At 69.3% G+C, this 19,176-nt stretch carries 17 protein-coding genes and 1 tRNA gene; 4 read left to right on the plus strand and 14 right to left on the minus strand.

Going from position 1 to position 19,176, the window contains the following annotated elements:
- Positions 1-23: 23 nt before the first annotated feature.
- The 6 genes from ACN27E_RS19550 to ACN27E_RS19575 all read right to left on the minus strand — a co-directional run bounded on the left by ACN27E_RS19550 (position 24) and on the right by ACN27E_RS19575 (position 9,263).
- On the minus strand, positions 24-3,305 hold the full coding sequence (locus tag ACN27E_RS19550; RefSeq protein WP_422743946.1) for an arabinosyltransferase domain-containing protein: 3,282 nt from the start codon (positions 3,303-3,305) through the stop codon (positions 24-26).
- Positions 3,298-5,124 (minus strand): galactan 5-O-arabinofuranosyltransferase, encoded by a 1,827-nt coding sequence (locus ACN27E_RS19555; RefSeq protein ID WP_422749989.1) that lies wholly within the window; start codon positions 5,122-5,124, stop codon positions 3,298-3,300. Before ACN27E_RS19555 ends, ACN27E_RS19550 begins: the two co-directional genes overlap by 8 nt.
- Before the next feature lie 34 nt (positions 5,125-5,158).
- Positions 5,159-5,935: a decaprenylphospho-beta-D-erythro-pentofuranosid-2-ulose 2-reductase gene (locus tag ACN27E_RS19560; protein WP_422743948.1), complete on the minus strand. Its 777-nt coding sequence runs from the start codon at positions 5,933-5,935 to the stop codon at positions 5,159-5,161.
- Entirely contained in the window at positions 5,935-7,305 is a 1,371-nt protein-coding gene (locus ACN27E_RS19565) for an FAD-binding protein (RefSeq protein ID WP_422743949.1), read from the minus strand. Before ACN27E_RS19565 ends, ACN27E_RS19560 begins: the two co-directional genes overlap by 1 nt.
- A gap of 97 nt (positions 7,306-7,402) precedes the next feature.
- Entirely contained in the window at positions 7,403-7,801 is a 399-nt protein-coding gene (locus ACN27E_RS19570) for a GtrA family protein (protein WP_422749990.1), read from the minus strand.
- Between the two features lie 40 nt (positions 7,802-7,841).
- A complete protein-coding gene (locus ACN27E_RS19575; protein ID WP_422743951.1) occupies positions 7,842-9,263 on the minus strand; it encodes a PLP-dependent aminotransferase family protein in 1,422 nt (473 codons plus the stop codon).
- 50 nt (positions 9,264-9,313) lie between these two features.
- On the opposite strand from ACN27E_RS19575, the gene ACN27E_RS19580 reads away from it, so the two are divergent.
- Positions 9,314-9,778 (plus strand): carboxymuconolactone decarboxylase family protein, encoded by a 465-nt coding sequence (locus ACN27E_RS19580; protein ID WP_422743953.1) that lies wholly within the window; start codon positions 9,314-9,316, stop codon positions 9,776-9,778.
- Between the two features lie 16 nt (positions 9,779-9,794).
- Here ACN27E_RS19580 and ACN27E_RS19585 read toward each other — a convergent pair whose 3' ends face one another.
- From ACN27E_RS19585 to ACN27E_RS19610, 6 genes are all read right to left on the minus strand, one after another.
- Complete coding sequence (locus ACN27E_RS19585; protein ID WP_422743955.1) at positions 9,795-10,097, minus strand: CDGP domain-containing protein; 303 nt, start codon at positions 10,095-10,097, stop codon at positions 9,795-9,797.
- A gap of 24 nt (positions 10,098-10,121) precedes the next feature.
- Entirely contained in the window at positions 10,122-11,468 is a 1,347-nt protein-coding gene (locus ACN27E_RS19590) for a 13E12 repeat family protein (protein ID WP_422743956.1), read from the minus strand.
- Between the two features lie 139 nt (positions 11,469-11,607).
- A complete protein-coding gene (locus tag ACN27E_RS19595; protein WP_422743958.1) occupies positions 11,608-12,438 on the minus strand; it encodes an ABC transporter permease in 831 nt (276 codons plus the stop codon).
- Positions 12,435-13,385 (minus strand): glycosyltransferase, encoded by a 951-nt coding sequence (locus ACN27E_RS19600; RefSeq protein WP_422743960.1) that lies wholly within the window; start codon positions 13,383-13,385, stop codon positions 12,435-12,437. Before ACN27E_RS19600 ends, ACN27E_RS19595 begins: the two co-directional genes overlap by 4 nt.
- Complete coding sequence (locus ACN27E_RS19605; RefSeq protein ID WP_422743962.1) at positions 13,382-14,200, minus strand: ABC transporter ATP-binding protein; 819 nt, start codon at positions 14,198-14,200, stop codon at positions 13,382-13,384. The genes ACN27E_RS19600 and ACN27E_RS19605 overlap by 4 nt, the downstream gene beginning before the upstream one ends.
- A 7-nt stretch (positions 14,201-14,207) precedes the next feature.
- Entirely contained in the window at positions 14,208-14,729 is a 522-nt protein-coding gene (locus tag ACN27E_RS19610; RefSeq protein WP_422743964.1) for a bacterial proteasome activator family protein, read from the minus strand.
- A gap of 240 nt (positions 14,730-14,969) precedes the next feature.
- On the opposite strand from ACN27E_RS19610, the gene ACN27E_RS19615 reads away from it, so the two are divergent.
- A complete protein-coding gene (locus ACN27E_RS19615; RefSeq protein WP_422743965.1) occupies positions 14,970-16,166 on the plus strand; it encodes a cysteine desulfurase-like protein in 1,197 nt (398 codons plus the stop codon).
- Here ACN27E_RS19615 and ACN27E_RS19620 read toward each other — a convergent pair.
- The gene (locus tag ACN27E_RS19620; protein ID WP_422743967.1) at positions 16,163-17,146 is read right to left on the minus strand and encodes an NAD(P)H-quinone oxidoreductase; all 984 of its coding nucleotides are present in this window, start codon (positions 17,144-17,146) and stop codon (positions 16,163-16,165) included. The genes ACN27E_RS19615 and ACN27E_RS19620 overlap by 4 nt on opposite strands.
- Positions 17,147-17,211: 65 nt before the next feature.
- On the opposite strand from ACN27E_RS19620, the gene ACN27E_RS19625 reads away from it, so the two are divergent.
- Together ACN27E_RS19625 and ACN27E_RS19630 are read left to right on the plus strand one after the other, a co-directional pair.
- Positions 17,212-17,721, plus strand: coding sequence for a MarR family winged helix-turn-helix transcriptional regulator (locus ACN27E_RS19625; RefSeq protein WP_422743969.1), 510 nt, complete (start codon positions 17,212-17,214; stop codon positions 17,719-17,721).
- Between the two features lie 19 nt (positions 17,722-17,740).
- Positions 17,741-17,827, plus strand: a tRNA-Ser gene (locus ACN27E_RS19630).
- Here the strand turns inward: ACN27E_RS19630 and ACN27E_RS19635 are convergent.
- On the minus strand, positions 17,809-19,098 hold the full coding sequence (locus ACN27E_RS19635) for an EAL domain-containing protein (RefSeq protein ID WP_422743971.1): 1,290 nt from the start codon (positions 19,096-19,098) through the stop codon (positions 17,809-17,811). The genes ACN27E_RS19630 and ACN27E_RS19635 overlap by 19 nt on opposite strands.
- Between the last annotated feature and the right edge of the window lie 78 nt (positions 19,099-19,176).

The following is a 19,176-nucleotide window of genomic DNA, read 5'->3' on the forward strand; positions in this document are numbered from 1 at the left end:
AGCGTCGATGGTAGGCGACGGAGCTAGTGACGCAGCGGCGCCGGGCTCCAGAGTCCGCTGCGCGTCTCGGAACCGAGATCCAGCCGCGCCGGTTCGGCGTTCGGGTAGAACGGCGTGAGCTGCTGCAGGGCGCCCCAGTCGCGTGACCAGTCGTCGCGTAGATAGGTGGGCAGGGTGGTCGAGCGGACCAGCAGCTCGGTGATCCCGAGTGGGCCGCCGCCCAGGTAGTCCATCACCGGTGAATTCGCCTCGGCGCCGAAGCGGTCGGGCAGGATCCGCCACTTCGGCACCTCGATGACGCCGTTGCGGTGGTCGAAGGGCCGCTGGCAGGGGAACGCCAACCCGACCAGCCAATCGAGCAGCACCGGATCTTGGGAACCCACCACCTGCTGCAACGTCTGCAGCTGGGGGATCCGCGGCGGGGTCAGGGCGATCCAGTGCTGCGGGGACAGGTCGTCGTCGTCGGCGACCAGCCGGATCTGCGTCGCGTCGGCGGGGATCGCCGACAGCGGCGCGCGCAGATTCCGCCACGCCGGGCTGGCGCCGACGTCGGCGAGCCCCATGCTGCCGGCGGGCTCGTCCCGGGCGGCGCCCTCGTCGGTGGCCCACTGCACCTCGACTTCGCCGTAGTCGAAGCGACCCGCGGCGGCCACCGCGATCACGCCGTCCTGTCCGTCGGCAGAGCGCTCGGGTAGCCGGTACCACGCCGAGCGCAGCGTCGCCGGCTGCTGGGTGCCGGCCCGCCAGCTGCCCAGCACGGGGGTGCGCCGCGGGTCCAGACCGAACGGCAGCTGCGCCCGCGACCCGTTCACTCCGGCCGCCGCGGTGGTGCCGCCCTCGGTGCCGGCCTCGCCGCCGGTCTCGCTGTCCCCGTCGGTGTCGGCGAAGTTGGTGGCCTGGGACTGGTCCATGACGTCGTCGGCCGAGATGTCGGTCGGGACGCCGTTGGGGGTGAAGCCCTGGGACGTCCCCGCGCCCAGCGATGCCGCGACCGGGACACCGATAGGTGCCAGCACGCCCGCGTTCGGATCGCGTTCCACCATCACGTCCTCGGCCAGGCCGCAGGTCTTACCGGTCAGCGCTTCCAGGTTGGAGCGGCCGACGCTCCAGGCCGGGTACTGGTTGACCATCGCCATCGTCAGCGAGACCACCTCGAAGAGCACCACCAGCCAGGCCGCGATGGCCATCGGGCTCTGCACCGCCGGGCGCCAGTGCCACCGGCCGGCCTCCGGCGGTGAGGTGTCGCGTCCGGAGAAGTGGAACCAGGTCGCCACCAGCAGGGTGAGCACGGCCAGTCCGAGCAGGATCGTGGTGAAGCCAAAAGTGAACTCCGGGAACGAATTGCTCCACGGCACACCGAAGTTCGAGACGTACCACCAGCCGTTGACGGTGGCGAACGACAGTGCGGCGACGAACAGCACCGCCGCGGCGAAGACCGCACGGTTGCGCCGCGAGCGCATCGCCGCCGCCGCGACCGCCACGGCGGCCAGCGCACCGAGCGATCCGGCCAGCCCGGCGAACACCCCGAAGTGGTGGGTCCACTTGGTGGGCGTGAACATCATCGCCAGGAAGGAGATGATCGTGATGCCGATGATCCGTCGACTGGGTCCGGCCGCGGTGCCGGGGATGCGGCCCTTGCGCAACGTCATCGCCACCGACACCGCCAGCGCGAGCAGCAGGGTCAGGACCGCGAAGCGGCGTGCCACCGAGCCGTCGGGGCTGGTGGTGAACAGCCGTGAGTAGCGGATGTGTTCGTCGAACCAGGCCAGGCTCGGGCCCACCGCGGATTTGAAGCTGCTGGCCTGCAACTCACCGACGAGCGTCTGATCGCGGAAGATCAGGATGGCGGTGACGGTGCCCGCGGCCAAGATCGGGGCCAGCAACGCCAGATAGCCGAACCGCGAGACATGGGCCGCCACAATGGTTTTCAGCGGACCGATGGCCACCAGCAGGGCGCCGACGGCCGCGATGCCCGTCGGCCCGGAGAACAGGGTGAGCGCGCCGATGATGATCGCGATGGCCACCGGGAGCAGCCGGCTGGTCGCCACACCGCGTTCGACGGAGCACCACGTCAGCAGGATGCCCAGCGCGATGATCGGTTCGGGCCGCAGACCGTTGTTCAACGGCAGCCAGAACGCCAGGAACATCCCGGCGGCGGTCCAGGCGGCGGGTCGACTGGACTTGACCGCGGTGCCCAGCCGCGGCAGCACTTCGCGGCTGATCACCCACCAGCAGGCCAGCGCCATCATCAGCGTGGGCAGCCGCATCCAGACGCTGGCGGTGCTGACGTGGGCCCACAGCGCGAGCAGGTCGTAGTACCAGCCGAACGGCGCCTCCGGGGTGCCGAACCACCGGTAGTAGTTGGCCATGTACCCGGCGTTCTCCGACACCCGGGCCATGGTGAGGATGTAGCCGTCGTCAGCGGTGTTGGCGCCGACGAAGTGCCACCACACCAGGACGGCGGCGACCAACCCGTCCAGGGGGGTCATCGACCACCAGCGCGAGGGCAGGAAGCGGCGGTGCCGCATGCCGTCGGCGGTGTCGAGGACGTGCAGCGCGCCCAGGGCGACGACGGTCAGCAGCACACCGACGATCATCACGAGCAGTTTCAGCACGGTGGGTGTGCTGCTGTAGCGGGAGTCGACGACAGCGGAGAACTGCAGGCCCGGCGGCGCGGGCCCGGACAGGTCGGTGAAGACGCCGACGATCTGCGGCCGGAAGTCGTAGCCGCCGCGCTCGCCGCGCAGCGGTTCGCCGGGGGCCTCTCCCGGCGACACGTCGTCGGGCCCCTCGACCAGGCCGACGAACTCCCCGGTCACCCGGTCGGCCTGGGCGGTGAACTTCAGCTCCTGGCACTGCGGGCCCAGCACTTCGCTCAGCGGGGCGCTGACCACCGGGGTGTTGCGCACGATGACCAGCAGATCGTTGTTGACGCGTTCGATGAGCAGTCCGCGGTCGACGGCCTTGGGCGCCTGTTTGGGGACGGTGGACAGCAGGACCGTGCGCCCGCCGGTCAGACCGGCGGCGGCCTGACACGGCACCGTGATGGTCAGGTCGGTGGCCACGTATCCGATCAGCGGAGCGTCGACGCTGCGCAGCACACCGTCCTGCGGCCAGTTCAGTTCGGCCGTGGTCTGGGTGACCGGCAGCAGCGGGGTGGCCAGGGCCATGACGGCACCGAGCAGCCCCGCGACGATGGCGATCAGGCGTGCGGTGCGGTGATTGCTCCCAGGTGAGGCAGACGTGCCGGTAACCCGAGAGTTCACGGAGCTAGATGTTAACCGGCCGTTCTGGGAGTCAGTCATCGACCGGTGTGCGGATGGCCAGCACGAATGGACCGATGTCGGTGACCTGGAAGCGGGGGTCGTCGAACAGCGCGGCGTCGAGCTTCACCTGGTATCGGCGCACGTTCGGATCGTTGGGGTAGACGTCGGAGGCCAGGCGCAAGGTGTAGGAGTCCGCGGCGCCGCGGCGCATCAGGAACACCGTGGGCGGTTTCCAGGGCAGGGCGTCGAGGGCTTCGACGAACTGGTCGGGGGTCGACAGCATCGCCCAGCTCTCGATCGCCTCGGCCCGTGCGTCGAACTGGGCCAGCGGGTTGGCGTAGTGCGACGTCAGCCCCTGGAAGCCGTAGTAGGGGTAGTAGGACAGAAAGCTGTAGTCGGCGGTGAGCACCACGGTCTGGTTGCGCGGGCGCCCGGTCACCTCGGTGATCTTCGCGTCGACCTCGCGGTAGAACCGTTCGGAACCGGGTGGCCTGCGGTCGGCGCGCTGACCGTAGCCGTCGGTGTCGGTGTAGGCGACGGTGATGTCGCTGCGCAGCACGTCGGGGATGTCCTGGCTGAACGTCAGGGCGCCGATCGCGCCGATCGCGCCGGCGGTGACCAGCACCCGGCGGCTGGAGAAGTTGTCGGCCAGCCCGCGGGCGGCCTCCACGAAGCCGAACGCCCCGGCCGCGGCCAGCAGGACCACCAGCGTCGGCTGCAGCCGGAACGACAGCAGGGTGGTGCCCGCCAGGGTGGCCAGCATCGACAGCAGTGCCCAGCCGTAGACCGCGAGTACGGCCACGGCGAGTGCGCCTGCGCGGGTCGAGGTCCTGGCCCGCACCGCCAGCCAGACGGTGCCCACCAGGCACAGCGCGCCCAGCAGCGTGAAGCTGAGCATGGGGAAGGACAGCACCGCACCGTCGTCGGGCAGATAGTGCATCGCGGTGCCGCTCTCGGCCGGTGTACCCCGGGCGGCCGCCAGCAGGTACGGGCCCCAGCCGATCAGCCCGATGGCCCCACCGATCACCGCGATGACCAGCCCGCGCAGCAGCGGTGCCCAGGAGCGCCGCGCGATCGCGAGGGTCAACCCCATGAGCGCCAGGGTGAAGGCCGCGTAGCCCAGCAGCAGGGTGTAGAACAGGGCGGCCACGCCGAGGAAGATCCCGACTCCCACCACGGCCGCCCAACCGGAGTGCCCATTGCCGCGGGCCCGCAGACCCGACCAGGCCAGCACGAACACCGGCGGCAGCAGCACCGAGATGATCGCGGCGTACGGTTCGGCCGGCGAATACGCCAGCATCACCGCGGTGGTCGCGGCCGTGACGATCAGCGCGTAGCCGAACCGGACCAGCGCCGCCCACAGCACGAACGCCAGGACCACGGCGATGGCGATCGAGATGATCGACCACGGTTTGAACATCTCCCACGCCGGTGTCCCGGTGAGCGCGGCCAGCCGGCCGCCCAGCCAGAACCAGCCCGGCGGATAGAACGGCGGCAGACCGTAGTAGGTCATGTCGTGCAGCGCCGCGGTGTCGGCGAAGCGGGTCAGGTATTCGGTGCGGAACTGTTGGTCGACCGAGATGCCGAACAGATAGAGCTTGGTGGCGCCGAGCGGCATCGCCAGGGTGACGACGGTGAACGCGGCCAGGAACACCACCGACGCCAGCCAGGCCAGATGCCGGCGGCCGGTGCGGTGGATCCATCCCGCGGCCGGCAACCCGGCCAGGGTGGCGAACTGGCCCACGGTGGTCAGCGCGTGCAGCTGGTTCGACGAGTTGTACGCGGGCCAGTCCACCCTGGCGATGGCGGCCATCGCGACCACGGCCAGCGCGGCGGCGATCAGCGCCGCCACCACCATCTGGCTCAGCGTGGCCAGGACGCGAGTGCCCACCCTAGATGGGCAGCTTGCGGAAGATCGGCCGCGGGATGTGGCGCAGCACCATCATCACGTACCGGAACGCGCCCGGCGCCCACACCAGATCCTTGCCCTTGGCCGACGCGGTGACCGCCAGCTCGGCGACGTACTCCTTGTCGACGGTCAGCGGCGCTTCCTTGACGTGGGCGCTCATCCGGGTGCGGACCTGGCCGGGCCGGATGACCAGCACCCGAACCCCGTACTCTTTCAACGCTTCTCCGAGTCCGAGATAGAAGCCGTCCAGTCCGGCCTTGGTGGAGCCGTAGACGAAGTTGGACCGTCGCACGCGTTCTCCGGCGGCCGAACTCATCGCGATGATCTGCCCGTAGCCCTGCGCGCGCATCCGCTCACCCATCAGCACGCCGACCGACACCGCTGCGGTGTAGTTGATCTCGGCGATCTGGACGGCTTTGCGCTGGTTCTGCCACAGCTCCTCGGCGTCGCCGAGCAGGCCGAACGCGACGATCGCGATGTCGATGTCGCGCGGGCCGTCGGAACCGTTCCAGGCCTGTTCGATGACGCCGGGGTGGGTGTCGGTCTGGACCGCGTCGAAGTCGATGACCTCGACGGATTTCGCTCCGGCCGTGCGCATCTGGGCGACCGCGGCGTCCCGGCCGGGATCGTCGGGCAGGGCGGCGAGGATGATGCGGGCCGGCGCGTCGCGCAGATAGCGCTCGCAGATCGCCAACCCGATCTCCGATGTCCCGCCGAGCAGCAGGATGGTCTGGGGATTACCGACGGCGTCGATGACCACTAGAGGAGCTCCAAGCGTCGGGCCATGTCGGAGGCGAACACCCCGTCGGGGTCGACCCGGCGGCGCACGGCGATCCACTCGTCGATGCGCGGGTACATGGCGTGGAAGGTTTCGGCGGTGGTGCGGGAATCCTTGGCGGTGTAGAGCCGCCCGCCGAATTCGAGGACCCGCTGATCGAGTCCGTTGACGAAGTCGCCCAACCCCGCGGTGATCGGGAAGTCCACGCAGACGTTCCAGCCGGGGATCGGGAAGCTCAGCGGCGCTTCGTTTCCGGGGCCGAACAGCTTGAACACGTTGAGGAACGAGTAGTGCCCGGAGTGCTGGATGTCCAGGATGATCGCCTTGAACTCGTCGACGGCTTCGGTGGGCACCACGAACTGGTACTGCAGAAAGCCGTTGGAGCCGTAGGCCCGATTCCACTCCCCGAACATGTCCAGCGGGTGGTAGAACTGCGTCAGATTCTGGATCTTGCCGCGGTAGGTACCCGACTTGCGGTACCACAGTTCGCCGATCGGCCCGAACGTCCACTTGTTGGCCAGGCCGTTGGGGAACACGTCGGGGAATGTCAGCAGTTGCGGCGCATCGAATTTCAGCGGGTCGCGGCGCAACTTCTTCGGCAGCTGGTCCAGGGTGGCCAGCGAACCGCGGGAGATCGCCGCCCGGCCCAGCTTCGGCGGCGCGCTGATCGCGTCGAACCAGGCGCTGGAGTAGCTGTAGTTCGCTTCGCTGCCGTCGCTGTGGAAGGCGATGGTCTCGTCGAGGCCGGCGGTGACGTCGCCGTCGGCGATGAAGTACGCCGTTTCGGTGGGCGTCATCTCGATGGTGGCGCGCAGGATGATGCCGGTCAGTCCGTTGCCGCCGACGGTGGCCCAGAACAGTTCGGACTCCGCACCGTTGGGGGTGATGCGGCGGACGGTGCCGTCGGCGGTCAGCAGCTGCATCGAGCGCACGTGGTTGCCGAAGCTGCCCGCGCTGTGGTGGTTCTTACCGTGGATGTCGCAGGCGATCGCGCCGCCCACGGTGACCTGGCGGGTGCCCGGCAGCACCGGCACCCACAGACCCAGCGGCAGCGCGGCGCGCATCAGCTGGTCGAGGTTCACCCCGGCGTCCACGTCGACGAGCGCGTTGTCGCTGTCGATGGTGTGGATGCGGTTCAGCGCGGTCATGTCGATGACCAGACCGCCGCCGTTCTGCGCATTGTCGCCGTAGGAACGCCCGAGGCCACGGGCGATGACGCCGCGGGTGGGGTCGTCGGCCACCCGGGAAACCGCCTCGGCGATCACCTCCGGGTCAGGGGTCGACAGCACCTGCGCGACGGTCGGCGCCGTGCGCGCCCAGCCGGTCAGCCGCCGGGTCGTGGTCTCGGACATCGTGACGAGGGTACCGCCTCGCCTGCGACGGCCCGTGCCGCCGCGGATACCTGCGCCAAGCTGTGATGCGGTCGGCCCGCTACCGCTGACGTCCGGGCTAGCGGAGCCGGAAGATGACCGCCCGCTGGACGATGAAGTTGATCACCGTCGCGGTGCCCTGCGCGATCACGAAGGCGACGACGACGCCGGTCGGCGTGTAGTCGAACACGCGCAGGAACAGGTGGTTCAGCCCCACCTGGATGACGAAGGTGCTGATGTACAGCGCCCACACGGCGGCCAGCCGGGCGCGGCTGGGGGGCGCCTGGAACGTCCAGCGCCGGTTCAGCAGATACGCGGTGGTCGTGCCGGCGATCCAGCCGAGGGTCTTGGCGAGGTCGGGTTGCATGCCGGCGACGCGGTACAGCAGGACGTAGAGCCCGAAGTCGACGATCGCGGAGAAGCCGCCGGTGACCAGGAACCGCCACACCTGCGTGGTCAGCGGCAGGTTGGGCGACATCGGGGGCTCGGCCACCCGGGCAGCTTATGCGGTGCCGCGCTCAGCGCAGCGAGGCGTCCAGCAGCGCGCACAGCGCGTCGACGGCGGCGCCGAAGGCATGCTCGGCGGGCGTGCCGAAGCCGACGATGACGCCGTCGGGAGCGGGCACCTGCGGCCCGGCCAGCGGATGACGCATGATCGACAACCCCGACAGCGCGATGCCCGCCTCGCCGGCGCGGCGCAGGACGACGGGTTCGGCGCCCTCGGGCAGGGTCAGCAACAGGTTGTGGCCGGCGGCCAGGCCGTGGATCCGGATGTCGAAACGGGTCAGCGCCGCAACCAGCAGATCGCGGCGCCGCCGGTAGCGCATCCGCATCCGGCGGATGTGGCGGTCGTACTGGCCGCCGCGGATGAATTCGGCCATGGTGAGCTGCGCGATGGCATCGACGTGGAACTGCGCGCCCCCGGCCGCCGCCAGCACCGGTTCGACCAGGTCGTCGGGGAGCGCGAACCAACCCAGCCGTAGCGCGGGCGCCAGGCTCTTGCTGGCCGACCCGAGATAGACGACGCGGTCGGGCGCCAGGCTCTGGAGTGCGCCGACGGGTTGTCGGTCGTAGCGGAATTCGCCGTCGTAGTCGTCGTCGACGAGGTAGCCGTCGGTGCGCTGCGCCCAGTCGACGGCGGCGGTGCGCCGGGTGGGGTGCAGCGCCATGCCGTGCGGGCTGTGGTGAGCTGGGGTGAGCAACGCGGCCGGCACATCGAGGGTGTCGAGATCGTCGATCACCGCACCGTGGTCGTCGAGCCCGATCGGTACGGTCGATCCGCCCGTCGCCGAGATGGTGTCGCGGAAGATGTGCAGTCCGTAGGCCTCGACGGCGATGGGCCGACCGGGTGCGCTGCGGGTGAAGACGCGGGTCAGTAGTTCGACGCCGTGGCGAGCGCCTGCGCAGATCACGATGGTCTCCGCGGAGGTCCGCACGCCCCGCACCCGGCCCAGATAGTCGGCGAGTGCGGTGCGCAGTTCGATCCGGCCGCGGGGATCGCTCATCCGTAGCGCCTCGTTCGGGGCCTGCGTCAGGGCGCGGCGCGCGGCGGCCAGCCATGCGGTGCGCGGGAATTCGGCGACGTCGGGGGAGCCGGGCATGAGGTTGTGCCGGGGGGTGACGCGAGTGCCGCGCGGTCGTGGCGGCGGCTGGTGTGCGGCGCTGTTGACCACCCAGGTGCCCGCCCCCTGCCGGGACGCGAGCCATCCTTCGGCGACCAGTTCGGCGTAGGTGTCGGCGACGGTGTTGCGCGCGATGCCCAGATCGGCGGCCAGCGTTCGCGACGGGGGTAGCACGGTGCCGGGAGAGAGCCGGCCGGAGCGCACGGCGTCGCGCATCGCACTGATGAGCACGTCGCGCACTCCGCGGGCGCCGGGTCGGATCACTTCACGCAGATCCAGGTGAAGGTCACGCGCACCGGAATTGGCCCACGAAGTCACGGTCTGATTGAACCAGAACCATGGGCCGATGGCGGATTAGCGTTCATGGCATGACAACCACACTGACCAAGAACCCCCGCCTCTCGATGATCAAGGCCGCACCCGAGCTCTACGAGGCGATGATGACGTTGTCGAGCGCCTCGGCCAAAGACGTCGAGCCGTCCCTCGGTGAACTCGTCAAGATCCGCGCCTCGCAGATCAACCGCTGCGCCTTCTGCCTGGACATGCACACCCGTGACGCCCGCAAGCTCGGCGAAAGCGAGCGGCGCCTGGCGCTCGTGGCTGCCTGGGAGGAGGCCGGCGATCTGTTCACCGAGCGGGAGCAGGCGGCGCTGGCGATCGCCGAGGCGGTCACCGAGGTGGCCACCCGCGGGTCGGTGTCCGACGAGGTGTATGCGCGCGCCGCGGCCGTCTTCACCGAGCGCGAACTGGCCCAGGTGATCGCGATGGCGGTGACCATCAACGCCTGGAACCGGATCAATCTGGCCGCGCCGCAAGCACTTCCGCGGCACTGAGTACCGGGCGACCAGCTCAGTTGATGTACGCCGGCGGATTCGCCAGTCGCGCATCCGCCGGCTGCCGGCCCGGACCCAGGAGGTCACAGATCTTCACCGGTACCAGGTGCGAGCCGAAGCCGGACGGGACGTACTGGGTGACGCCCGCACACCGCTGCCAGGTGCCATCGGGCTGCACCGGCCCGTCGCACTTGCTGATCACGTCGCCGCCGTAGAGACAGCCCGCACCGGCCGTCGGCGCGGTGGCGAGCGCCCCGGCGATACTCAGCCCGCCGGCCATCAGCACCACGGCCGATCCGGCGACGATGCCGCGCTTCATGGTCGCGACGCTACCCGCGAACACCTAGAACGGCGGCGGATTGGCGGCATATCGGGCACGGTTGAGGTTGCGCTCCCGGGCGATCCGGTACGCGCGGTCCTCGGCCCGGGTCCGCGCGCGGGTGGGCATCGACCGTCCGCGCGCCGGGCGGGGCGGTCCGTCGGGCGGCGGAGCCGCCTCATCGGCCGGTACTGCCAGTTGCGGGAAGAAGAAGGAGCCTTCCGGGGTCGTCGCATAGCGCCGCCCGGTGGGTGATGTCCACAGCACCGTGCCGTCGGGCAGCTGGATCTCACCCCACCCGCCAGGCCCGGTGTAGAAGGTCTTGAGGAGATGGTGGGTCCGGCAGTACGCCTTGAGGTTGGACGCCTGCGTGGGGCCGGCCGGGTAGGCCGCCGTGTGGTCTAGGTCGCCCCGCCATACGGGCACATCGCAGCCGGGGAAGCGGCAGGTGAGATCGCGACACCGGACGAAATCCGCAAGCGCCGCCGACGGTCGGTATCCGTCTTCGCGTTTCGGCGGACGTAACGGCCGTACCGTTGCCGTCGCGGCCAGGCCGCGCACCGCTTCGGCGGGGAGCGCCCCATGACCGGGCAGCAGCGCGGGCGCGTCGCTATGGCCCTGCACCGTCGCGGCCTCGGCGATCACGTGGATCACCACCCGGCTCGCCGCCACCCCGGTCGAGTCGGCGGGGCAGTCCGCACTCCCGCACGCGCACGCCAGTGCGGTGCCGCCCGCGGTCAACGCGTCGACGGCGTCGTGGCGGCGCTGCCGCTGGGTGCGCGGGTCGTCGGGGCACACGGTCGCCGCCAGTTCGTCGAGTCGCCGGTCGAACGCCGCGGCGGTCGCCGCCCGCAGGGTGCCGTAGATCTCGGACGTCCCGTTCTGCCCGGGCTCGATCTCGATGTGGCGGTCGTCGTCCGCCTTCTTCGCGACCCGCACGGCCTCCGGATCGACTTCGATGACCATCCAGTCGACGCGCTCGACGATTTTTCTGTAGGAGAGCCGATTCCACCGCGGCGCCTGTCGGGCCAGCCTGTCGTCGATCGTCGCCAGCACCGCCGGGTGCACGATCAGGCAGGTGCGGGTGATCGCGATGTCGATGATGCGCGGGTCGACCTCGCCCGCGGCGAATACTGCGCCGAGCTTCGGCAGCCGCTCGATCAGCGTCACGCCGTGGTGCATCTGCGACGACGCCCACCGCCGGCTGCGGCTCAACTCGGCGCCCACCTCCGCGGCTACGGCCTCCCAGTCGTCGACGCACCAGTTCCCGTGTGTGTCGCCGAGTTCTTTCAGCCGCTGCAGGCAGAACCGTCCGATGGCGAACAGCCGCCGCGCCGCCGCCACTCGCTCGTCGCGCTGGGCGTCGCGCATCGCATCTAGGAGACCGACCGCACTCAAGTTCTCGAACACATATTCGATTCTCCGGCGCTGCGGCCGGACCGTAAGCGGCGTCGTCGTCGCCTGTGGATGAATCAGCCCCTGGGGATGACTGCCCGCACCGGGGAACTCCTCACACCCAGTAGGGCACCCGCGCGCGGTACTGGCGCATGGCGAACGCCGCGAGGATCCAGCCGATGATCGTCAGCACGATGACCACCAGCCAGTGCCGCAGTTCCTGATCGGCGCCGAGCAGCGGGGCGCGCACGATGTCCAGATAGTGCAGCAGCGGGTTCAGCTCGACGATCTTGGCGTAGGAGCCCGCCCCCTGCTGTTGCAGCGTCGCCTCGTTCCAGATGATCGGCGTCATGAAGAACAGCAGCTGCACCAGCGAGAACAGCAGCGGGCTGATATCGCGGTAGCGGGTGGCCAGGATCCCGAAGCACAGCGAGACCCACACGCAGTTCAGCACGATCAGCGCCAGTGCCGGGATCACCGCCAGATCGGTCCAGTGCCACTGTTTGGGGAAGATGATCGCGATGACCACGAAGATGATCATGTTGTGCCCGAACAGGATGATCTGCCGCCACACCAACCGGTAGACGTGTACCGACAGCGGTGTCGGGAGCTGTTTGATCAGACCCTCGTTGGCCACGAACACGTCGGCGCCCTCGATGATCGCCGCGTTGATCAAATTCCAGACGATCAGACCCATCGTCACATACGGAAGATGTTCGGCCAGTTCGAGTTTGAACAGTTTGGAGTACAACAGGCCCATCGCGACCGCGGTTGCACCGGTGGCGATGGTGATCCAGAACGGCCCCAGCACCGAGCGGCGGTAGCGCTGTTTGATGTCCTGCCAGCCCAGGTGCAGCCACAGTTCCCGTTTGCCGAATCCGGAGGCCAGATCTCCCCACGCGCGGGCCATCGTCTTCGACTGTGCGGCGGCGTCAACGATCGTCATCGCGAAAACCTTTCTCGCCTACCCAACCGGCGCAGCCGGAACCACTCCCGCAGACCCGCCGGATCCCGCCGCGAGACCAGGAAATACCAGCCGAACCGCACCCACTCCTGCGGCAGCAGTTTGCGCAGACCCGGCTGGGACAGCAGATATCCGCGGTTGCGATAGGTGTAGAACCGCTTGGTCGCGTCGTCGGGGTATTGGGTGTGCATCCGCCCGCCGAGAATCGGTTTGAATTCGTCTGTGCCACAAGGGTGGACGTAGGTGGCGTCGAGGCACGTCCCGAACGGCAGGCCGGAACGCACCAGTCGCCGGTGCAGTTCCACCTCGTCGCCGCGGACGAACAACCGCAGATCGGGCACCCCGACGGCCTCGATCGTCGACGCCCGGAACAGCGCGCCGTTGAACAGCGATGCGATGCCGGGCAGCAGATCGCCCGACCCCAACTCCGTCACCCGCCGACGCCACACCAACCCGCGGCGCAGTGGGAAGGCCAGCCGGGTGGGATCGTCGATATCGCACACCATCGGCGACACCTCCGCCAGGTGGTGGCGTGCGGCGCAGTCCAGCAGCGTCGGCAGCACCGACGGGTCCAGCGGCCTGCCGTCGTCGTCGGCCAGCCAGATCCAGTCCGCACCCTCGGCCAGGGCGTGCAGGATGCCGAGCGCGAAACCGCCTGCGCCACCGAGGTTGCGGTGCGAGCCGAGATAGCTGTTGGGCACCGGTTGCCCGGCCACCAGGTCGCGCACCGCGGAGTCGCAGTCGTTGTCCACCACGATCAACTTGTCGGGCGGGCGGGTCTGGGCGCAGATGGCACGTAGGGATTGCGCCAGCGAGTCGGGGCGACGGTGTGTCACCACCACCGCGATGACTGTTTGCTCTTCGCGCAAGCGCTCATCGCCGACTGTCCGCTCTTCGCGCAAGCGCTCATCACCGACGGTGTCGCTCATCGATCGCCGCTCGTCGCCGGCCAGTCCGCCCGGTGCTCGTCCAGCACCTCGCGGACATGGCGCGCGGCGTCCTCACCCTCGTAGGCCCGCACCACCTCTTCGATACCGCCGCTCATTCGGATGGTGCCGTGGTCGATCCACATCGCGGTCTTGCACAGCCGGGCCAGGAATTCGTTGGAGTGGCTGGCGAACACCAGGATTCCCGACCGCTCGACCAGCTTCTGCAGCCGGGTCTGCGCCTTCTTCAGGAATTCGGCGTCCACGGCACCGATGCCCTCGTCGAGCAGCAGGATCTCCGGGTCGATGCTGGTGACGACGCCCATCGCCAGCCGCACCCGCATGCCGGTCGAATAGGTGCGCAGCGGCATCGACAGATACTCGCCGAGTTCGGTGAACTCCGCGATTTCGTCGACCTTTGCCAGCATCTGCTTGCGCGTCTGACCGAGGAAAAGGCCGCGGATGATGATGTTCTCGAATCCGGAGATCTCCGGGTCCATGCCCACACCGAGGTCGAAGACCGGCGCCACCCGTCCGGTCACCGTCGCCGATCCGCGGGTCGGCTCGTAGATGCCCGACAGCAGCCGCAGCAGCGTCGACTTGCCCGCCCCGTTGTGTCCCACCAGGCCGACCCGGTCGCCGAGTTCGAGCGACATCGTGATGTCGCGCAGCGCTTCGATGACCACGACGTTGGACGCGTTGCGCCCGATGGCGCCGCCGGCCTTGCCGAGGAAAGCCTTCTTCAGGGAGCGGGTCTTGGCGTCGAAGATCGGGAACTCGACCCACGCGTCGCGCGTCTGGATGTGCGGTACGGACACCGGCGACCTACAGGTACTGGCCGGTGCCGGGGTGCGACGGCCCGCCGCGCTGCCCGGGGCCGGTCAGACCGGGCGGCAACGCGCCCTGGCGCATCTGCTCGAGCTGGGCGCGCGCCGCCATCTGCTGGGCGAACAGCGCGGTCTGGATGCCGTGGAACAGCCCCTCGAGCCACCCGACCAGCTGGGCCTGGGCGATCCGCAGTTCGGCGTCCGACGGGGTGCCGTACTCGCTGAACGGCAGGGTCAGCCGGTTCAGCTCGTCGCGCAGTTCGGGGGCCAGACCCTCTTCGAGTTCCTGGATGCTGGTGCGGTGGATGTCGCGCAGCTTGTTGCGGCTGGCGTCGTCGAGCGGTGCGGCGCGCACCTCCTCCAGCAACTGCTTGATCATGGTGCCGATGCGCATCACCTTGGCGGGCTGCTCGACCAGGTCGGTCAGCGATTTGCCGTCGGATCCGTCGCCCATGTCGTCGGCCGCGTCGGGTCCGCCACCGATGATCTCGATGTTGTCGTCGTCGTTGTTCAGCGTCATTGGCTCAGCATTCCCTGTTGTGGCCGTCTTACCGGTGACAGTCGTGGCCGGACCGGTTCGAATAGCGACACTAGCCGCATCGCCCGATCGCACGGCTCTCGGTGGCCGCTGCACGCTGGACTAGTATGGCTGCCCAGGTGACCCGATCCGGGTTCGGCATCGCTGTTCGATGCGCACGGTCGGGCGCTCGCCGTAATCGTGTCGCATTCTGTGAATAACGAACGATCTAAGGTGGCTGGAATGGCATACGACGTCGCCCGGGTGCGTGGGTTGCACCCTTCGCTGGGCGACGGCTGGGTGCACTTCGACGCGCAGAACGGGATGTTGCTGCCCGACTCGGTCGCAACGACGGTCTCCACGGCGTTCCGCGGCTCCATGCCGACCGTCGGTGGTCCGCATCCGGCGTCGCACCGCAGCGCGGCCGTGCTGGCCGCAGCGCGCCAGGCCGTCGGCGATCTGGTCAACGCCGATCCGGGCGGGGTGGTGCTCGGCGCCGACCGCGCGCTGCTGCTGGCCGCCCTCGCCGACGCCGCGTCAGCACGGGTCGGGCTGGGGTACGAGGTGGTCGTCACCCGCCTCGACGACGAGGCCAACATCGCGCCCTGGCTGCGCGCGGCCAACCGGTTCGGCGCGAAGATCAAATGGGCCGAGGTCGACATCGAGACCGGTGAGCTGCCGGCCTGGCAGTGGGAGGGACTGATCACCGGTCCCACCCGGCTGGTGGCGATCGCCTCGGCTTCCTCGACGCTGGGCACCGTCACCGATCTGCGGGCGGTCACCAAGCTGGTGCACGACGTCGGCGGACTGGTGGTGGTCGACCATTCCGCCGCGGCACCGTACCGGCTGATCGACCTGGAGGAGATCGACGCCGACGTGGTCGCGCTCAATGCCGTCGCCTGGGGCGGTCCGCCCATTGGCGCGCTGGTGTTTCGCGATCCGGCGACCATCGATTCGCTCGGGTCGGTCTCGCTGGATCCGTTCGCCACCGGCCCGGCGCGACTGGAGGTGGGTGTCCACCAGTTCGGTCTGCTCGGCGGTGTGGTGGCCAGCATCGAATACCTGGCCGGACTGGATGAATCGGCGACCGGCACACGGCGCGAGCGGCTGTCGTCGTCCATGCAGTCGGCGACGTCGTACATGAGTCGGCTGTTCGACTACCTGGTCATGTCGCTGCGGTCGCTGCCGCGGGTCATGCTGATCGGTGAGCCGGAGGTGCGCATACCGGTGCTCAGCTTCGCCGTGCGCGATGTGTCCGCCGACATCGTGGTGCAGCGGCTCGCCGACAACGGCGTACTGGCGATCGCCAACGCCAATTCCCGGGTGCTGGACGTCATCGGCGTCAACGACATCGGCGGCGCGGTGACGGTCGGGCTCGCGCATTACAGCACCACCGCCGAGGTCGACCAGCTGGTGCGGGCGCTGGCGTCGCTGGGTTAGTCCCGGACCCGCAGGAGCACCTTCCCCGACACCTCGCCGGAGTCGAGCAGTTCGTGCGCGGCGTGCGCCTCGGCGATCGGATACTCCGCACCGATGATGGGTCGCACCCGGCCGTCGGCGACCATCGGCCACACGTTGCCGACCACCTCGGCGACGATCTCGGTCTTGCTGCCCGGCCCGGTCACCGGGCGGGCCCGCAGCGCCGTGGCGATCACGCCGGCGCGTTTGGCGAGCAGCTTGCCGATGTTGAGTTCGGCTTTGGCGCCGCCCTGCATGCCGATGATGACCAGGCGGCCGTCGACGGCCAGCGCATCGATGTTGCGGTCGAGGTAGGCCGCCCCGATGATGTCGAGGATGACGTCGGCTCCGGCGCCGTCGGTCTCGCGGCGGACGCATTCGACGAAGTCCTCGTCGTGGTAGTCGATGGCCGGTTCGGCGCCGAGTTCACGGCACAGGTCGAGTTTGTGCGTCGACCCCGCGGTCACCGCGACGCGGCAGCCCAGCGCACGGGCCACCTGGATGGCGTGGGTGCCGATGCCGCTGGCCCCGCCGTGCACCAGCAGCGTGTGGCCGGGTTGCAGGCCGGCGGTCATGACCACGTTCGACCAGACGGTGCAGGCCACTTCGGGCAGCGCGGCCGCGTGCGCCAGTTCGACTCCGTCCGGGACCGGCATCACCTGACCGGCGGGAACCGAGACGTACTCCGCGTAGCCGCCGCCGGCCAGCAAAGCGCATACCGGCTGGCCGACCGACCAGTTCGTCACCCCGTCGCCCAGTGCCGCGATGTGGCCGGACACCTCGAGTCCCATGGTCTCGCTCGCACCGGGAGGTGGGGGATACTTGCCGGCGGCCTGCATCAGGTCGGCGCGGTTGATGCCCGCGGCGGTCACCGCGATGCTCACCTCGCCGGGCCGCAGCGGCATTTCTGGGACATCTGTCCAGGTCAGGCGGTCGGGTGAAGCCGCCACGATGGCATGCACCCTGGTCACCCTACTCGCCGGGGCGCTGCCTTTCCGGCGCCGGATCGGTGTTTTACGATGAGCCGATGGAGGGGATGATCGGGGGGCGCACGGCAAGCGATATGCCGGGCCTCGACATTGCAGAGCAGCGGTCGTGGCAAAACTTTCTCGACGCCGCCCTGCGATTGCATGCCACGCTGAACAAGTCGCTGGTCGATGGGCACCAACTGTCGCTCAACGACGTGCGGTTGCTCGACGTGCTGGACAAGTCGCCGACCGATTCGGCCCGGATGGGGGATCTGGCCGAGGAACTGATGTCGTTGCCGAGTCGGGTGACCCGCCAGATCCGTCGTCTGGAGACGCAGGGTCTGGTGCGCCGCGGCGCCAGCCCGGAGGACGGCCGCGGGGTGCTCGCCTCGATCACCGAGGAGGGCCGGGCAGCGGTGCGCGGGGCGATGGTGACCTATGGCGACGCGGTGCGTGCCCACTTCCTGGGACGGCTGTCGCGGCCCCAGATCTCGGCGATGGGCGAGAACTGCCGGCGCATCAGCGTAGGACTGCGCGGTGCCACGCCCGCCAGGGCCGCGCGCGCATAGAGCCCGTACGCTGTTGCGCGGTGGCGTGGCAGAGCGGCCTAATGCACTCGCCTTGAAAGCGAGAGACGGCTAACACCGTCCGGGGGTTCAAATCCCTCCGCCACCGCGCACCGGCGCCGCTGCCGGCCTGCCGAAGAGGTATCCCTGCCCGAGGTGGACGCCGAGTCGACGCAGCGCCGCCATCTGGCGGGGGTTCTCGACGGCCTCGGCGACCGTGGTCGCCTTCATCTCCTCGGCCAGCGCCACGATGGCCGAGGCCAGCGCGCGCCGGACGGGATCGTTTTCGATACCGCCGGTCAGAGCGCCGTCGATCTTGATGATGTCGGGCCGCAACCGCAGCAGTTGCTCGAAGCTGGCGAACCCGGCCCCGGCGTCGTCGATGGCCAGTCGGATGCCGTGTTCGCGCAGCGGGACCAGCGCTTCGGCGAGGGTGTCGGGAAAAGGCTCGTGTTCGGTGATCTCGACCACGAGCGGACGCTGCGCCCTGAGCAGTGTGGACTGGACTTCGGGATCCATCGCGGTCACCGGGCTGACGTTGACGGCGACGAAGTGCTCACCGGGCAGTGCGGTCGACGCCGCCAACACGCGTTCGATCGCCGCCAGCTCCAGGGGAAGGCTGCGACCGATGCGCCGCGCGATCTCGAACCAGTGCTGCGGGGTGAGGTCGCGATTGTCGGGGAAGCGGCTCAGACCTTCCCATCCGACCACGGTGCCGGTCCCGAGATCGACGATCGGCTGGACGACCGCCGTGAGGGCCGACGGCCGGGCGAGCAGGGCATCGAGTTGGTGGTGCATCTCCTCGTCGCGGGCCATCTCGGGCAGGAGCATGGAGGCGAGGAATTTCGCCGGGGCGGAATCGTCCTCGTCGATGTGGGGATCGTTGAGGAAATCGTCGAGCTGGGCGGACAGTTCGGTGTGCGATCCGATCAGCCCTGATACGAAGCGCCCGACGGCCTCCATCGCCGCGATGTCGCGCTCGGTGAAGCGGTGCGCAGCGGCCGCGGTCATCGACAGCGCACCGATCGCCTCGCCGCGGTGCGAGAGCGGGATGACCACCAGCGAGTGGATGCCCAGCCGGACGCCGATGTCACGGATCTGCTCGGTGAGCAGCGGATCCTCCGAGGTCTCGGGACTGTATTGGGGGCGTCCGGTGGTGATCGCCCGATTCATGTAGGTGCTCTCGCGGCGAAGCGTCAACCCCAGCAGCGATTCGACGAGTCCGTGTGCCGATACGACGAGGAACTCGTCGTGCGAGGTCAGGATGCTCACCGCGGCACCGTCGGCCTTGGGGGTCAGCAGCAGCATCTGTTCGGCGATTCGGCGGATCAGCGCGGCCGGATCGATCGACGCGTTCACCGCCGCGATCAAGTTCTGCACCGAGCACTCCTGCTCCCGGGCCCGGTGATCGAGCCGTATCCGCCCGTCCTACCACACCGCCGCGGCCGGAGGCGACAA

It is taken from the genome of Mycobacterium sp. WMMD1722 (assembly GCF_049315205.1).
In the GTDB taxonomy this organism is placed as follows: domain Bacteria; phylum Actinomycetota; class Actinomycetes; order Mycobacteriales; family Mycobacteriaceae; genus Mycobacterium.

What these genes read in the sequence shown, in the direction of transcription:
- ACN27E_RS19550 (WP_422743946.1), bottom strand. Translation starts at nt 3,305, where the DNA reads ATGACTGACTCCCAGAACGGCCGGTTAACATCTAGCTCCGTGAACTCT.
- ACN27E_RS19565 (WP_422743949.1), bottom strand. Translation starts at nt 7,305, where the DNA reads ATGTCCGAGACCACGACCCGGCGGCTGACCGGCTGGGCGCGCACGGCG.
- ACN27E_RS19590 (WP_422743956.1), bottom strand. Translation starts at nt 11,468, where the DNA reads ATGCGCGACGCCCAGCGCGACGAGCGAGTGGCGGCGGCGCGGCGGCTG.
- ACN27E_RS19570 (WP_422749990.1), bottom strand. Translation starts at nt 7,801, where the DNA reads ATGTCGCCCAACCTGCCGCTGACCACGCAGGTGTGGCGGTTCCTGGTC.
- ACN27E_RS19555 (WP_422749989.1), bottom strand. Translation starts at nt 5,124, where the DNA reads ATGGTGGTGGCGGCGCTGATCGCCGCCGCGCTGGCCGTGGTCGCGATG.
- ACN27E_RS19625 (WP_422743969.1), top strand. Translation starts at nt 17,212, where the DNA reads ATGGAGGGGATGATCGGGGGGCGCACGGCAAGCGATATGCCGGGCCTC.
- ACN27E_RS19580 (WP_422743953.1), top strand. Translation starts at nt 9,314, where the DNA reads ATGACAACCACACTGACCAAGAACCCCCGCCTCTCGATGATCAAGGCC.
- ACN27E_RS19585 (WP_422743955.1), bottom strand. Translation starts at nt 10,097, where the DNA reads ATGAAGCGCGGCATCGTCGCCGGATCGGCCGTGGTGCTGATGGCCGGC.
- ACN27E_RS19595 (WP_422743958.1), bottom strand. Translation starts at nt 12,438, where the DNA reads ATGACGATCGTTGACGCCGCCGCACAGTCGAAGACGATGGCCCGCGCG.
- ACN27E_RS19600 (WP_422743960.1), bottom strand. Translation starts at nt 13,385, where the DNA reads ATGAGCGACACCGTCGGTGATGAGCGCTTGCGCGAAGAGCGGACAGTC.
- ACN27E_RS19610 (WP_422743964.1), bottom strand. Translation starts at nt 14,729, where the DNA reads ATGACGCTGAACAACGACGACGACAACATCGAGATCATCGGTGGCGGA.
- ACN27E_RS19615 (WP_422743965.1), top strand. Translation starts at nt 14,970, where the DNA reads ATGGCATACGACGTCGCCCGGGTGCGTGGGTTGCACCCTTCGCTGGGC.